The sequence below is a fragment of the Bacillus cereus group sp. MYBK195-1 genome, from assembly GCF_051916605.1.
GTDB classification, from domain to species: domain Bacteria; phylum Bacillota; class Bacilli; order Bacillales; family Bacillaceae_G; genus Bacillus_A; species Bacillus_A cereus.
The window spans coordinates 299,752-312,921 of sequence record NZ_JBQAGZ010000005.1; the positions used below are offsets into that span (position 1 = coordinate 299,752).

Sequence of the window (13,170 nt, forward strand, 5' to 3'; positions counted from 1 at the left end):
TCTTAATCTTTTAAGGGTACCAAAAAAAAGAAAAAATTTCACGCCAAAACATGACATTTGCATCCTATTTATAAAGTGAAAGGAGGTGATACACATGGCAATTGAAACAATCGTAATGGATTTAACTTTACGTCTTGTCTTAAACAACGGATTAGATAAGAACGGCAAAACAGTTTTCAAGAGCAAACAATTTAAACGTGTTAAAACAAATGCAAGCTTAGATCAAGTACACAATGTAGCTCATGCTCTAGCTTCCTTACAAGCATCACCACTTCACGCTGTACAACTTGTAAGCACATCAGATCTTTCTAAACTATAAAGTAAAACTCGGATCAGTGGGGATTTTATTCATCCCCGCTGATTATTAGCCCGCAATTTAACCGGCAGACCCAAATCCCGTAAATAGCGGGATAAATACAAAGGAGGGAATAACACATGCAAGTACTAGAGTTGATTTTCGCGAAGGAAGATGGAAAAACAGTCGTTTTTTCTATCGATACGCCCATCACACCAATCGATGCACAAGTCGTAAATCAAGTAATGGATACAATCCTTGCCTCATCTGTATTTTCATCCATTGATGAAAATACAAGAAAAAAGGGAGCTCGCCTTGTAGAAAAAAATGTATCTGAAGTTCCCATTACTCTATAAAATGAAAAAGACGAATCTGCATCATTTTGCAGATTCGTCTTTTTTCTTCGGCATTTCAATCGGAATAAAAATCTTTGAGAAACCGACGCATACGTACTTATAATGTTCTTCACCTATATCAAACTCAGTCGTATATGTTGAGAAGAATATATAATCATTTCGCTTCGTATAATGATCAATTAATAACCCAACTTGTGGCTCAACATACTTTTTCGCTAACTTTTTACCGGCCGATGCCAAGTCGCCAAGGAGACCCTCTTCATTCTCTTTTTGAACTTCATCTAGCTTCTTACTCACATCATTACGCTTCATAAACTGCTTCGCTGCCCATTCTGTATATTCGCCCTTACTCGGATTACTGTTTGCTAAATATACTAGGAGAACGACAACTAAAGCCATAATAATATACTTTTTCTTCATACTATATCACCGCCTACTCTTTTCTATTTTCATATATATGTACAAGCGATGCAAATTAGAAAGACTATCACCTATTGATTGTAAACGAATAGACAAAATTTACAATACAAAACAAAATATTAACACTTAATTTACTTATTTTGTATATAATTATATTCGAAATATTAATTTCATAAGGGAGGACTTAAAATCATGAATGATGAAAATAACATTATTATTTCTAGTTCTACTATGATGCTTGTTCCATACAATCACCCTTATTATCGTACAAAACTTATCGACAGTAGCGGAAATGATCTTCGTTCCTGCCAAACCGCATTACAACTCATCAAAAAATCTTGCTTAACCCATATTCACTCTACTTATCAAGGCAGGCGCAATGCAGGCCAAACAAATTTTAGATTCAAACAAAACGTTCCAATTCCAATTAATCATCGGGAATACATTTGTGCTTTTCCAACAGAATCTCCTTCATCTCCAAGCTGTATATGGCTATTTTATAACCACATACATGATATAGAATTTTGCCCAAAGATTAAAAAGACTAAAATACACTTTTCAAATGGCACTACTACAACAATATCTATCAGTCCCCATAAATTGCAGCAACAATTATTAAAAGCTGGATACATACTATCTCGTATGAACATGCAAGATTCACTACACTTTAAAAACCCCTTGTTACATTTACTACATTAAACTAATAAGTAGAATGGAAAGCAATATCTCTTGCCTTCCATTCTTATATTAATATTTATCCTCTTACACTATCTCGCATTTTCTCAAGTGCTTGCCGATACATCCATCTTACTTGATAATATGTCATTTCCGTCTCTAAAGCGATTTCTCCCATCGTCTTCCCTACAAAAAAACGTTCAAAAATAATATACTTCTCCTTCTCATCTAACACGCTCATAAAATCCTTTACTCTTATTTCAACATCCTCAAAATGAAAGATATCCTCATACTCTCCTACACATACACACTTCTCCTGCACTGCGAACTCTTTCTTCAATCTCTCTAATATATAACCTCGCACCGTTACAACTGCATATGCAGGGAAATACCCCTTCTTTGCATCAAACCTTTCATACGCATGCCAAAGACCAATTAAACCACATTGATAATACTCTTCATAATCTTTACGAATACCTAATTTCTTTATTTGATTTACAATCATCCCTTCATACAAAACAACTGCTTCTTTAAAAGTCGCTGGCTTCACACAGTACCCGTTTCTAAAAGGTATACCTTTCTAGTATTCCGCGGTACCTTCACAATATAAAAATAAAGAAAAGATTTCACCGTGAGTAATTTCAAATACTACCGACGGAATTTGAAATTACACCAGCTAGTATTTGAAATTTTGTTGGTGGTATTTGAAATAGGGGTAAAAATAAAAAAGGTGACTCCCTTGAAGAGTCACCTTTTTCTAAAAGAATAAATTATGCACCAAATTTTGGAGCTAAACCACTTAAACTAGTAAATCCAACTGAAAGAATAAAGAAAATAACAATTAAAATCGTTGCTTGTTTTTTACTTAATCCAGCCGTAATATGTAATCCTAATCCCATTACAACTAATGCCCAAATATTGAAAACTTCAAATGATGAAGCAGCACCATGAGCAACTGTACCTGGCTCAAATAAAGTTGCTAAACTTGTATAAGAAGTTTCAATATCTCCACCAAGAATCATTCTAATAATAAAGTTCACAATTGCACCTAAAATTGAAATCGTATATGTGTAGACATAAATAGATAATAATTTCATGTATGAAGTATCATTACTCATAAACATCATAATCACTTTATAAATAGCTGCCGCAATGAAGAACCAAATCGCAGTACCAAATAGCCCTCCAACAATACCTGCTCCTATTCCGAAGTAACTAACAACTTTAGCCGTTTCAGCATCAGGCACCTCACTCATTACATCAGGATGATTCATTACTTGATACATGCTAATCCCTGCAATTACAGCTGTTAATATAATGAAAAGGAAAAATGCCCCCCAAACCGGACTTTTCGTCTTCATTCTCTCAAACTGCTCACCTGGAGAAGTAATCATTCCTAATAATGATGGCTTCTTCGCGCCTACATCTTGCGTATTAATATTTGCTTCCATTATAACGCCTCCTTCTATTTATATAACCCGTTCTAACGGGCGGTTCACTTCCTCATATAGAGGCTACGAACCGCCCACTAGAACGGTAATTTGTAGTTCTACTACACTATTAATTACTCATAACGCAATGCTTCAATTGGATCTAATTTCGCAGCTTTATTTGCTGGAATTAATCCGAAAATAATACCGAGTGTCATCGAGAACAGTACGCCTCCAACGACAACTTCCCATGAAACGAGTGGCGGCCATTTTGCGAATGTAGAAACGATATATGCTCCGCCATACCCAAGACCAATTCCGATTAAACCACCTAGAAGTGTTAACATAACGGCTTCAATTAAAAACTGTAATAAAATTTTACTACGTGTTGCTCCAAGTGCTTTACGTATCCCAATTTCGCGTGTACGCTCCGTTACAGATACAAGCATAATATTCATAACACCAATACCACCAACGACTAATGAAATACCCGCGATACCACCAATGATCATCGTCATAATGTTAGTAACTTTAGAAACACCTTCTTGGAATTCTTTTAAATTCACCAATTCATATTTACCTGGAATATCGCTTGGTTTTCGACTATTTAATACATCAACAGCTTTTTTCCCTGCCGTTTCTAAATTATCTACGTTTTTAGATTGAATGGCAATACTTTGAATTTCATCCGTTCCGTATAAAATAGGCCATAAAGTAAGAGGAATTAACATTTCCTCAGCCTCGAACCCCATAAATTCATTATCTGATTTATAGACACCAATAATTTGCATCGGTTGTCCTTTCATTTCAATAATTTTCCCTACTGGATTTTCATCTTTAAATAACGTCTCTTCTGATTTCGTACTAATCATAACAACGTTATTTCCTTGTGAAATATCAGATTCATTTAATGAACGACCTTTAACCACTTTCACTTTATTTACTTCAAAATATTCACTATCAAGTCCAATAACATTAATCATTGATTTTTTATCATTAATATCCATTGTTTCCATCGTATTATTCGTCGTAATAACATGAGAAACATCTTTAACTTGCTTTACTTCCATAATATCTTCTTCTGTTAATTTCGGTACTTGATGCCCCCCCATACTGAACTCATCATTAATATCCGGTTTAAATTGAATTGGCATAAGATTATTACCAGAACCAGCGATTTTCGACTTCAGCATCGCTTCCCCACCTTGCCCAATTGCAACGACAGTAATAATCGAACCTACCCCGATAATAATACCGAGCATCGTAAGAGCAGAACGCAGTTTATGAGCTAAAATAGAAGACAGGGCAATTTTTATACTATCTAGTAAACTCATACCGCACACCTTCTATCTTCTGTAACTTTCCCGTCTCGCAGTACAATGCGGCGGGAAGAATACGCTGCTACTTCCTCTTCATGCGTAACCATAACAATCGTCGTACCTTCTGCATTAAGCTTCGTGAAAATATTCATAACTTGCTCACCAGACTTCGTATCAAGTGCACCAGTCGGTTCATCAGCCATAATGAACGTTGGGTTATTCGCAATCGCTCTTGCAATCGCTACACGCTGCTTCTGTCCACCTGATAACTCATTTGGTAAATGATGCACGCGATCTGCCAATCCAACTTTACCTAGTGCCTCCAAAGCACGCTTGCGACGCTCCGCTTTCTTCACGCCACCATATACGAGCGGAAGCTCAACATTTTCTACTGCGGAAAGACGAGGTAGTAAATTAAAATGCTGAAATACAAAGCCAATATATTCATTACGAATTAAAGCAAGCTTTGACTCGTCTGCTGTTAAGATATTCACGTCATTCAGCATATATTCACCTTCTGTTGGACGATCTAAACAACCGATAATATTCATAAGCGTCGACTTACCAGAACCAGATGGTCCCATAATCGAAACGAACTCACCGCTCTGAATTGTTAAACTAATACCATGCAAAATCGGCACCGCCAATTTTCCTTGATAATACGTTTTAGCAATATTATTTAACGTAATCATTTCTCTTTCACTTCCATTCCGTCATACACATCGTCGGAAGGATTTTTAACCACCTTTTGCCCCACTGTTACGCCTTCTACAACCTCTGTCCAGTCTCCATCAGTAGAACCTTTTTTCACATTTTGTTTACGAAGCTTTCCTTTCTCCTCAACATAAACAAATGCATCATCGCCTTTTTCTACAATGCTTTTACTTGGAACAGCAACCATCGTCTTATTCTCTAAGTTTACTTGCAGAGAAACGTGATAACCTGGAGATAAACCATCTTGACTATCAAGGCTAGCTTTATATGTATATTGGGACATATTTTGAGTTGCTTCACCCATGCCGCCAGCTTGCGCCATCTCTGCGCTCGTTGGGAACTCACTTACCTCTGTAATCTTACCTGTCCACTTCTTCTTATTATTTGCTTTTGCAGTTACAGTGAATGTTTGATCCTTTTGAATTTGTGACTTCTGAAGCTCAGTTAACGTACCTTGAACTTGGAATGGATCTTTAGAAGCTACTTGTAAAAATGCTTTTCCTTGACCACCTAACGCTTGAGATGAACTTTGTGCCGCATCTTTATCTAACTTTTGAACAACACCAGCAAAATTGCTATAAATCGTAAGTTCTTTCTGCTTCTTACTTAACTCTTCTTTCTGCAACTTTCCTTTTTCTTTCTCAAGGTCAATTGTTTTTTGTCCTATCTCTAACTCGTTTACTTGCTCGTCCATCGGATCTGTTACTTCTTTCCCAGCTCCGCTATCTTTCGCCTTCTTAATTTCTTTCTTCAAAGAATCAATCTTCTTTTTCCCTTGATCATAACGCATATCCGCCATCTTCTGATCAAGCTCAGCTTGCTTCATTTGAAGGTTAATCTCTTCATTATCATAAGAGAATAACTTCGTGCCTTTCTCTACCTCTTGCCCTTCTTTTACCTCAATATCTTTCACTTTCCCTTTGGCCGGATCTGCATAGAAGCTTTCAATATTACCAGGCTTCACCTGACCAGAAATTAACTTCGTATTATTCAGCTTACGCTCTGTCACTTTCTCAAAACTTACAGCATCAGCATTTGTTGATGCACCCTTCTTCTTACCTTGCATAACAAAAATATTAATTGCCGCTACAATAACAATTAGTGCAATAACCCCAATAATAATCCATTTCTTCTTCTTGTTTGGAGTACGAACCGTATTTGGTAACATATTCTCTCTCCCTTTATAAATTAATAGTTTAATAAATAGCATAATTGTATAAAACTTTCTGAAAATAAATTGTGTATTATTACAATCTTTTTACAAAGTTTTACACATCCATTTATATTGTAACAAAAATTCCAATGATTAGAAATATGACATTATATCTTTTAAGATAGATTTAAGGAAAGATTATATTATATAGAAAAAGCTATCCAAAATAATAATTGGATAGCTTTTTCTAACAAAATATTACGCTACTTTAGGATCTTTTCTCTCATGTCCACGTTGAACAATAAATAAGAAGATTGTTGATAAAACCGCACCTGTTAATAGTAAGATGAAACAACCATCCCAGCCAGAACTATCAACAATAACACCAATTGCTGCGTTAGCTACAAGACTTCCGCCTACATAACCGAATAGACCACACATACCAACTGTCGTACCAACTGCAAATTTCGGTACTAATTCCATCGCACTTAAACCGATTAAGAACTGTGGTACATAAATTAAACAACCGATAATAGAAACTGCAATACTTACAACAAGTACGCTAGTTGCTTGCCAATATATAAACGTACCAATAACAACTCCAACCATACTAATAATACATAATGGCATACGTTTTCCTTTAAATAATTTATCACTTAAAAAACCAACGATTAATGAACTTGGAATTGCCATACCTTCAAAGATTGCATATGCCGCATGCGCTTCTGCTTTTGAAAATCCTTTAACTGTCGTTAAATAAAGTGGAACCCAGTTAATAACACCGAAACGAATTAAATAAACAAAAGCATTCGCAATACATAAGAACCATACAAATTTATTTTTCACTACATACTTCATTAAAATTTCTTTTGGGGACATCTTGTTAGCATTATCTGCTTTTTCAAGATTTTCATAGTCATTACGATACTCATCAATTGGAGGAAGACCTTCAGATTCTGGTGTATCCTTCGCATTGATCCAAACAAGAACTGCAATTACCATTGCGATAATCGCAGGGAAAATAAACACGCCACCTTGCCAATGATTTTCACCGAAAATACCTACACCAATTCCGACAAGTGGTGGCACAAGCATTCCACCAACGTTATGTGAAATATTCCAAAGACCTGTTTTCGTACCACGTTCTTTCTTCGAGAACCATTTCGTCATAACAATACTACAAGGTGGTGCTCCCATACCTTGTACAATACCGTTAACAACAAGTAATGTAACAATCATCCCAAATGATGATGCAAAACCGAAACAAATATTTACAAGCCCTGATAAGAATAAACCGACTGCGATAAAGCGCTGGGCGAAAGCTTTATCTGATAAATTACCCATAAAGAACTTACTAAATCCATAAACAATTGCCATTACTGAGCCTAGTAGACCAATTTCAGCTGTACTAAAACCATATTCTTGTACTAAATACGTACTTGATAACGTAAAGTTACTACGAACTAAATAATAAGCAGCATATCCAACTGAAATCCCGATTAACACACGAATACGTAGTAATCGATATACACGGTCGATCATATCCGCTGGCAATCTTTCAATTGCAGGTGCTGGCTTGAGCCATTTAAACATATATTTCCGTCTCCTTTTCTCACTTCAGAGAGAGACGCTGTCTATTCCATATCTCGATTATTCCACTATTTGATATATTTTGGTTCGTCCTTCTAACCGGCTGTCCTTCTATTTCTTTCTCATTCTTCGCAAACATCGTTGGTACGCCAAACGACACTTTTTCTAAAATATGCCCCGCTTCTTCTGATAAACAATAATCAATAAATAAATCCGCAATAATGCCACTCGGTGCACGTTTTAGTTTAGAAATCGCATTAACAGATAACCCTGTTTGCTCAGGTTCGTTACTTAAAATCGGAAAGCCTTGTTTTTGAAGCATTCTCTGATCTCCCATAAAGTTGATGCCTATCATATATTCACCGCTCGCAACAAGTTCTGCTGGGATGTAACCATTCACTGTTACTTCTCCAACTTGTTCTGCCAGATTCTTCACATATCCCTTCGCTTCCTCTTCACCTAACGTATCAATCAGTGATTGAAAAAACGTATATGCTGTACCTGAAACATTTGGATCGGGCATGACAATCTTTCCTTTATATACTGGATTCAATAAATCTTTCCATCTTAACGGATACGAGAGACCGTGCGGCGCTATTTCCTCGTTCCACCGCTCTTTATTAATCGCAATTGCCAGCTTCTCCACTTCATAACCATACCAATAACCATCTTTATCTTTAACAGTTTTTGAAATACGATTTGCATGTTGGCTTATCACAGGAATAGAAAGATTTTTCTGCTTCATCATTTGATGCGCATCTACTGTACCGCCAATAATAATATCCGCCTTCGGATTTCCAGCTTCTTCTTCCACTCTACGAAGAAGTTCTTCTGTTGAAAGACGAATAAATTCATACGTACATCCTCGCGGCTTACAAAATGATGAAAGTAACGCTTCACCAACTTCCTCACGAGCCGCTACATACGCAACAATATGACGATCATCCAAAATAGGGAGACCATTTTTACTATATTTAATAGAGGTTGTATCTCGAGAGCAACTAGACATCGCTCCTCCAATTACTAGCAAAAAGAAGAAAAAGGCTATCTTTCTCATGACGCATTCTCCTTTACGAATAACTCTGCTAGAGAGCCTTTCATATACATGACATTCCCGTTATTATCACCGAGATATTGCACAACAAAGTACGATGGATACACAGAAATCGTAAGAATATCTTCACGATCATTCTTTACACGCTTACCTGTTTTATAAGCTGTAATATAAGCAATCGGTTCATTCTGCGATTGTAATAACTTCTGAATTTCTCCGTAATCTGTAATTTGCTTTGCGGACCGTATAGAATCAAGTATGTGCGTAAGATTGATAGTACGTACCACATCGCCTTGACGTACTACGACATCCTTTGCTGAAGCAAAGAAATCACTAATACGCTCTGGCGTGTAATACAGGCTTAATAAATACGTTTGAAGTGCTGAAATCATCGGATCCATGCCATTCTTTCCGTATACATTTTCCCCATACTGGAACAAGTCACCTACTGCAAAAGTACGCTTATGTCCATTCAAGTACGTTACTTCTCCAGTAAATACTTGTTCTTGGCTCTTAACGTCCCCAGGCTCTATTCGAATTCGGTCAAAGAATGAAACAATCGTATGCAAACGAACTTCATCCGTTACAACGATTTCTCCCCACTTTTCATGTCTTACTTTCACTTCAATTGGAAGAGATTCATTCACCCTTTGTAAAACGGCTTGTTTATCATTTACAATGTTGATTCGATTATAGATTTGCTTCTCCATAACATAAAACAAAACAAGAAAAACAATTATACAAATGACAAACATAAGAATTTGAAATGATAGCCTTTTCATTTCTGCCTACCTCCAAGATAAAAAAACGTTGTTTCGAAAATACCGCATAATTGTTTCATAAATGTATCATTTAACCGCTTTCAAGTTTTTTATGTCTTCCATCCTTCTCGGAAGCAAAAATGTAATGAATATTGTAGTACCTATTTCTTCACTACTCTCAATCCGCATACTTCCGCCCTGCTTGCTCATAATCTCCTGACAAATATACAAACCATAACCATTCCCATAACTAGAAGGAAGTGCCTTTCCTTTCGGAAACTCTTTCCACTCTGCAAGCACCACTTCATCTATACCGATCCCATCATCATGAACAAAAACCTTCGCCTCATGCTCATTTACAATTACATTCATACGAATGTGCGAAGCATCACTATACTTAATTGCATTATCAAGCACATTTAAGAAAATTTGCTTCGTCTTATCAAAATCCGCAACAACATGTACATCCGTTAACTCATTTACCACTTCAATTTCAAACTGATTTAGACGAGGTTTCACAATTGAAACTGCTTCTTCTGCCAATTCCTTTATGTTCACAACTGTAGGAGACACTTCAAACGTACTCGTCCCATATTTCGAAGACTTAAGCAGTTCCTCTACAAGTGATAATAAACGCTCACTTTCCACCGCCACATAACGAAGACTTTCCTGTACATCTTCTTTCGATTGTAACTTCGGAATTAAATCCACATAACCGATAATTGCTGTTAGCGGTGTTTTTAGCTCATGCGTAATGCGGTCTAGGAAATCTTTCTGCTTCTCTTTCTCCTCCTGCAACTGCTTAATATGCAGCTCAATTCCATCGGCCATCGCGTTAAAAGATGCGGAAAGCTGAGCGATTTCCACGTACTCATTTAACTCAATCTTACTCTTATAATCACCATTCGCGAGCCTCTGTGCCATTTGTCTCAACTGATCAATTGGTTTATGAAGAGACTTCGCCAAACGAATCGCAAAGAAAATACCCGTAGCTACTAAACAAAGAGATGTCATTAAGAAAGTCCAGCTCACATTTGTTAAAACTTCCTTCTCACCCGTTAACTCATTTATAAAACGAATGCTTCCAATGACATCGTTTCCATAATAAACCGGGCTTGAAAACAAAAGAATAGGAGCGGGATCCGCCTCCTCAAAAACATAAGACTTCTTTCCCTTCAAGGAACTCTCAATGTCGATGTTACGGTGAAGCAATGCTCCTTTTTGTGTATCTGCAACAACATCGCCATTCTTCCCAATCATCTGCACACGGACATCCATACGCTTCGCTAAATACGACGCAATTAAAAGTGAATTCGGACCAAGCGTATCCACTTCTGCTTCCTTCTCTAAATAATTCATCGTATAAATTTGTGCTTCTACACTTAACTTTTCTAAAGAATCTGCTGCGTTATGATACATATTCTTTTCTAACGTAATATAAACAACTGCATATAAAAGAACAAAAATCGGAATTAACAGCCCAACTATTCCAAATACCATATTTCGTTTTAAAGACATACCATCACCACTTAACAATCCAGTTTATAGCCAACGCCATAAATTGTCTTAATATATTCTCCGCTCGTCCCAAGCTTCTTACGAAGTCTCTGCACCATAATATCAACTGCTCTCGTATTTCCGATATACTCAAATCCCCATACTTTCTCAAGTAACTCATCCCTCATAAACACACGCTGCGGATTTGAAACAAATAACTGACATAAATTAAACTCTCGGTACGTTAACTGAATCTCTTGTCCACTCACATGTACCTTTCTTTCCTTAGGACAAATCACTATCTCTCCAGCCTCAATTACTTCATGACTTACAGCCGCCTCCGTCTTCTTTACACGCCGCGCCATATTCTTAATCCGAAGAATAAGCTCCGCATAATTAAACGGCTTCGTCACATAATCATCAGCACCAAGCTGCAAGCCAAGCAACTTATCATTCATCTGACTCTTTGCCGTTAACATAAGCACCGGAATATCCCTATCCCTCTCACGGAACAAACGAAGCAACTCATACCCATCCGTATCCGGAAGCATAACATCCAAAATCAATACATCGGGCCCTTCATTCCATTTCTCTAAAGCTTCTCTCCCATCAGCCGCTGCCAATACTTCATAACCTTCCATCTCCAACTGCATCCGAATCAAATTACGAATACTCGATTCATCATCAACCACAAGTATTTTCATCATTCTCCTCCTTCCATCATGTATTATAGTACAGTTTAGTATAGCAAAAATCTTATAAAAAAAGAGAGGGTATTGTCGAACATATTTTGTCGACGATACCCTCTCTTATACAAGTCATAGCTTATATCCTATCTTGCAGCATACAACCTATTAAATAAATCAACTTTATCATAAAAGAAGGATTCGATACATAACCAAATCCTTCCACAATTTATTATAAACGATTCATAATGTCTTCTTTAATAGTAAGTAACTTTTGTTCACTATTTTGTAAAGAACTATTTTTCACACCAAAGTAAAACTTAATCTTCGGCTCAGTTCCAGATGGTCGTAGGCAGAACCATGAACCATCCTCTAATTGATATTTTAACACATTTGATTTCGGTAAGTGAATCTCTTCTTTATGTCCATCTTGTAAAGATGTAACAACGCTCGCTTTATAGTCTTCAACTGCTACGACTGTTAAGCCCGCCACTTCTTTCGGAGGATTCTCACGGAACTTTGCCATCATCTCTTGGATTTTTTCCGCTCCATCTTTTCCTTTTAACGTTAACGATACAAGGTCTTCACGGAAGAAGCCGTACTTCTCAAATACTTCTAATAGACCGTCATATAACGTTTTCCCTTGTGATTTGTAGTATGCAGCTACTTCACATGCAAATAGAACAGATTGTACTGCATCTTTATCACGGCAGAATGGGCGGATTAAATAACCATAGCTTTCCTCATAACCGAATTGGAATTCATATTGTCCACTTTCTTCATACTGTCTAATTTTCTCACCGATAAATTTAAATCCAGTTAGCGTATCAACTGTATCTAAACCGTATGCTTTTGCAATTGTACGACCAATTTCAGACGTTACGATTGTTTTTAATACGACACCGTTCTCTGGAAGCGTTCCGTTTTCTTTCTTTTGAGATAGTAAGTAATCAAGCATTAATGCACCTGTTTGGTTTCCTGTTAATACTTGGAACTCACCATTATGATTACGCACTGCTACACCAAGGCGGTCTGCGTCAGGATCAGTTGCGATTAATACATCTGCGCCTACCTTTTCACCGTCACGAATTGCATACTCAAACGCTGCGTGCTCCTCTGGGTTCGGTGATTTTACTGTAGAGAAGTTTGGATCTGGTAACTCTTGTTCTTTTACAACTGTTACATCTGTAAATCCAACTTCTTTTAAACCACGGCGTACA

General features: G+C 36.9%; 15 protein-coding genes. 3 read left to right on the forward strand and 12 right to left on the reverse strand.

From position 1 onward, the window contains the following. Positions 1-94 precede the first annotated feature (94 nt). Both ACTFRY_RS21485 and ACTFRY_RS21490 read left to right on the forward strand, forming a co-directional pair. On the forward strand, positions 95-319 hold the full coding sequence (locus ACTFRY_RS21485; protein WP_000963861.1) for a DUF1659 domain-containing protein: 225 nt from the start codon (positions 95-97) through the stop codon (positions 317-319). Between the two features lie 116 nt (positions 320-435). Further along, on the forward strand, positions 436-651 hold the full coding sequence (locus ACTFRY_RS21490) for a DUF2922 domain-containing protein (protein ID WP_001197593.1): 216 nt from the start codon (positions 436-438) through the stop codon (positions 649-651). Positions 652-672: 21 nt separating this feature from the next. On the opposite strand, the gene ACTFRY_RS21495 is transcribed toward ACTFRY_RS21490, so the two are convergent. Next, a complete protein-coding gene (locus ACTFRY_RS21495; RefSeq protein WP_000731405.1) occupies positions 673-1,071 on the reverse strand; it encodes a DUF4359 domain-containing protein in 399 nt (132 codons plus the stop codon). A gap of 192 nt (positions 1,072-1,263) precedes the next feature. On the opposite strand from ACTFRY_RS21495, the gene ACTFRY_RS21500 reads away from it, so the two are divergent. Next, positions 1,264-1,770, forward strand: a complete 507-nt coding sequence (locus ACTFRY_RS21500) for a competence protein ComK (protein ID WP_098616224.1) — start codon at positions 1,264-1,266, stop codon at positions 1,768-1,770. Between the two features lie 55 nt (positions 1,771-1,825). On the opposite strand, the gene ACTFRY_RS21505 is transcribed toward ACTFRY_RS21500, so the two are convergent. From ACTFRY_RS21505 to ACTFRY_RS21555, 11 genes are all read right to left on the reverse strand, one after another. After that, complete coding sequence (locus tag ACTFRY_RS21505; protein WP_086424217.1) at positions 1,826-2,296, reverse strand: sigma-70 family RNA polymerase sigma factor; 471 nt, start codon at positions 2,294-2,296, stop codon at positions 1,826-1,828. Between the two features lie 220 nt (positions 2,297-2,516). After that, positions 2,517-3,197 (reverse strand): Yip1 family protein, encoded by a 681-nt coding sequence (locus ACTFRY_RS21510; protein ID WP_098616223.1) that lies wholly within the window; start codon positions 3,195-3,197, stop codon positions 2,517-2,519. Positions 3,198-3,310: 113 nt separating this feature from the next. Beyond that, on the reverse strand, positions 3,311-4,510 hold the full coding sequence (locus ACTFRY_RS21515) for an ABC transporter permease (protein WP_098616222.1): 1,200 nt from the start codon (positions 4,508-4,510) through the stop codon (positions 3,311-3,313). Continuing rightward, positions 4,507-5,187: an ABC transporter ATP-binding protein gene (locus tag ACTFRY_RS21520; protein WP_000631626.1), complete on the reverse strand. Its 681-nt coding sequence runs from the start codon at positions 5,185-5,187 to the stop codon at positions 4,507-4,509. The genes ACTFRY_RS21515 and ACTFRY_RS21520 overlap by 4 nt, the downstream gene beginning before the upstream one ends. Beyond that, positions 5,184-6,377 carry an efflux RND transporter periplasmic adaptor subunit gene (locus tag ACTFRY_RS21525; RefSeq protein WP_000937320.1) on the reverse strand — a complete coding sequence of 398 codons (1,194 nt, stop codon included), beginning with the start codon at positions 6,375-6,377 and terminating at the stop codon, positions 5,184-5,186. Before ACTFRY_RS21525 ends, ACTFRY_RS21520 begins: the two co-directional genes overlap by 4 nt. A gap of 243 nt (positions 6,378-6,620) precedes the next feature. Beyond that, on the reverse strand, positions 6,621-7,955 hold the full coding sequence (locus ACTFRY_RS21530) for an MFS transporter (protein WP_000477602.1): 1,335 nt from the start codon (positions 7,953-7,955) through the stop codon (positions 6,621-6,623). Between the two features lie 19 nt (positions 7,956-7,974). After that, positions 7,975-9,009 (reverse strand): ABC transporter substrate-binding protein, encoded by a 1,035-nt coding sequence (locus tag ACTFRY_RS21535; RefSeq protein WP_098616221.1) that lies wholly within the window; start codon positions 9,007-9,009, stop codon positions 7,975-7,977. Then, on the reverse strand, positions 9,006-9,788 hold the full coding sequence (locus tag ACTFRY_RS21540; RefSeq protein ID WP_098616220.1) for a DUF3919 family protein: 783 nt from the start codon (positions 9,786-9,788) through the stop codon (positions 9,006-9,008). The genes ACTFRY_RS21535 and ACTFRY_RS21540 overlap by 4 nt, the downstream gene beginning before the upstream one ends. Positions 9,789-9,854: 66 nt before the next feature. Beyond that, positions 9,855-11,285 (reverse strand): HAMP domain-containing sensor histidine kinase, encoded by a 1,431-nt coding sequence (locus ACTFRY_RS21545; RefSeq protein WP_098616219.1) that lies wholly within the window; start codon positions 11,283-11,285, stop codon positions 9,855-9,857. A gap of 11 nt (positions 11,286-11,296) precedes the next feature. Continuing rightward, complete coding sequence (locus ACTFRY_RS21550; RefSeq protein ID WP_098616218.1) at positions 11,297-11,968, reverse strand: response regulator transcription factor; 672 nt, start codon at positions 11,966-11,968, stop codon at positions 11,297-11,299. Positions 11,969-12,182: 214 nt separating this feature from the next. After that, the coding region (locus ACTFRY_RS21555) for a phospho-sugar mutase (RefSeq protein WP_440032421.1) at positions 12,183-13,170 on the reverse strand (988 nt) is incomplete at its 5' end.

Bases quoted from the DNA above. Each gene is read 5' to 3' on its own strand.
- ACTFRY_RS21485 (WP_000963861.1), top strand. From the start codon at position 95: ATGGCAATTGAAACAATCGTAATGGATTTAACTTTACGTCTTGTCTTA.
- ACTFRY_RS21490 (WP_001197593.1), top strand. From the start codon at position 436: ATGCAAGTACTAGAGTTGATTTTCGCGAAGGAAGATGGAAAAACAGTC.
- ACTFRY_RS21495 (WP_000731405.1), bottom strand. From the start codon at position 1,071: ATGAAGAAAAAGTATATTATTATGGCTTTAGTTGTCGTTCTCCTAGTA.
- ACTFRY_RS21500 (WP_098616224.1), top strand. From the start codon at position 1,264: ATGAATGATGAAAATAACATTATTATTTCTAGTTCTACTATGATGCTT.
- ACTFRY_RS21510 (WP_098616223.1), bottom strand. From the start codon at position 3,197: ATGGAAGCAAATATTAATACGCAAGATGTAGGCGCGAAGAAGCCATCA.
- ACTFRY_RS21515 (WP_098616222.1), bottom strand. From the start codon at position 4,510: ATGAGTTTACTAGATAGTATAAAAATTGCCCTGTCTTCTATTTTAGCT.
- ACTFRY_RS21520 (WP_000631626.1), bottom strand. From the start codon at position 5,187: ATGATTACGTTAAATAATATTGCTAAAACGTATTATCAAGGAAAATTG.
- ACTFRY_RS21525 (WP_000937320.1), bottom strand. From the start codon at position 6,377: ATGTTACCAAATACGGTTCGTACTCCAAACAAGAAGAAGAAATGGATT.
- ACTFRY_RS21530 (WP_000477602.1), bottom strand. From the start codon at position 7,955: ATGTTTAAATGGCTCAAGCCAGCACCTGCAATTGAAAGATTGCCAGCG.
- ACTFRY_RS21535 (WP_098616221.1), bottom strand. From the start codon at position 9,009: ATGAGAAAGATAGCCTTTTTCTTCTTTTTGCTAGTAATTGGAGGAGCG.
- ACTFRY_RS21540 (WP_098616220.1), bottom strand. From the start codon at position 9,788: ATGAAAAGGCTATCATTTCAAATTCTTATGTTTGTCATTTGTATAATT.
- ACTFRY_RS21545 (WP_098616219.1), bottom strand. From the start codon at position 11,285: ATGTCTTTAAAACGAAATATGGTATTTGGAATAGTTGGGCTGTTAATT.
- ACTFRY_RS21550 (WP_098616218.1), bottom strand. From the start codon at position 11,968: ATGAAAATACTTGTGGTTGATGATGAATCGAGTATTCGTAATTTGATT.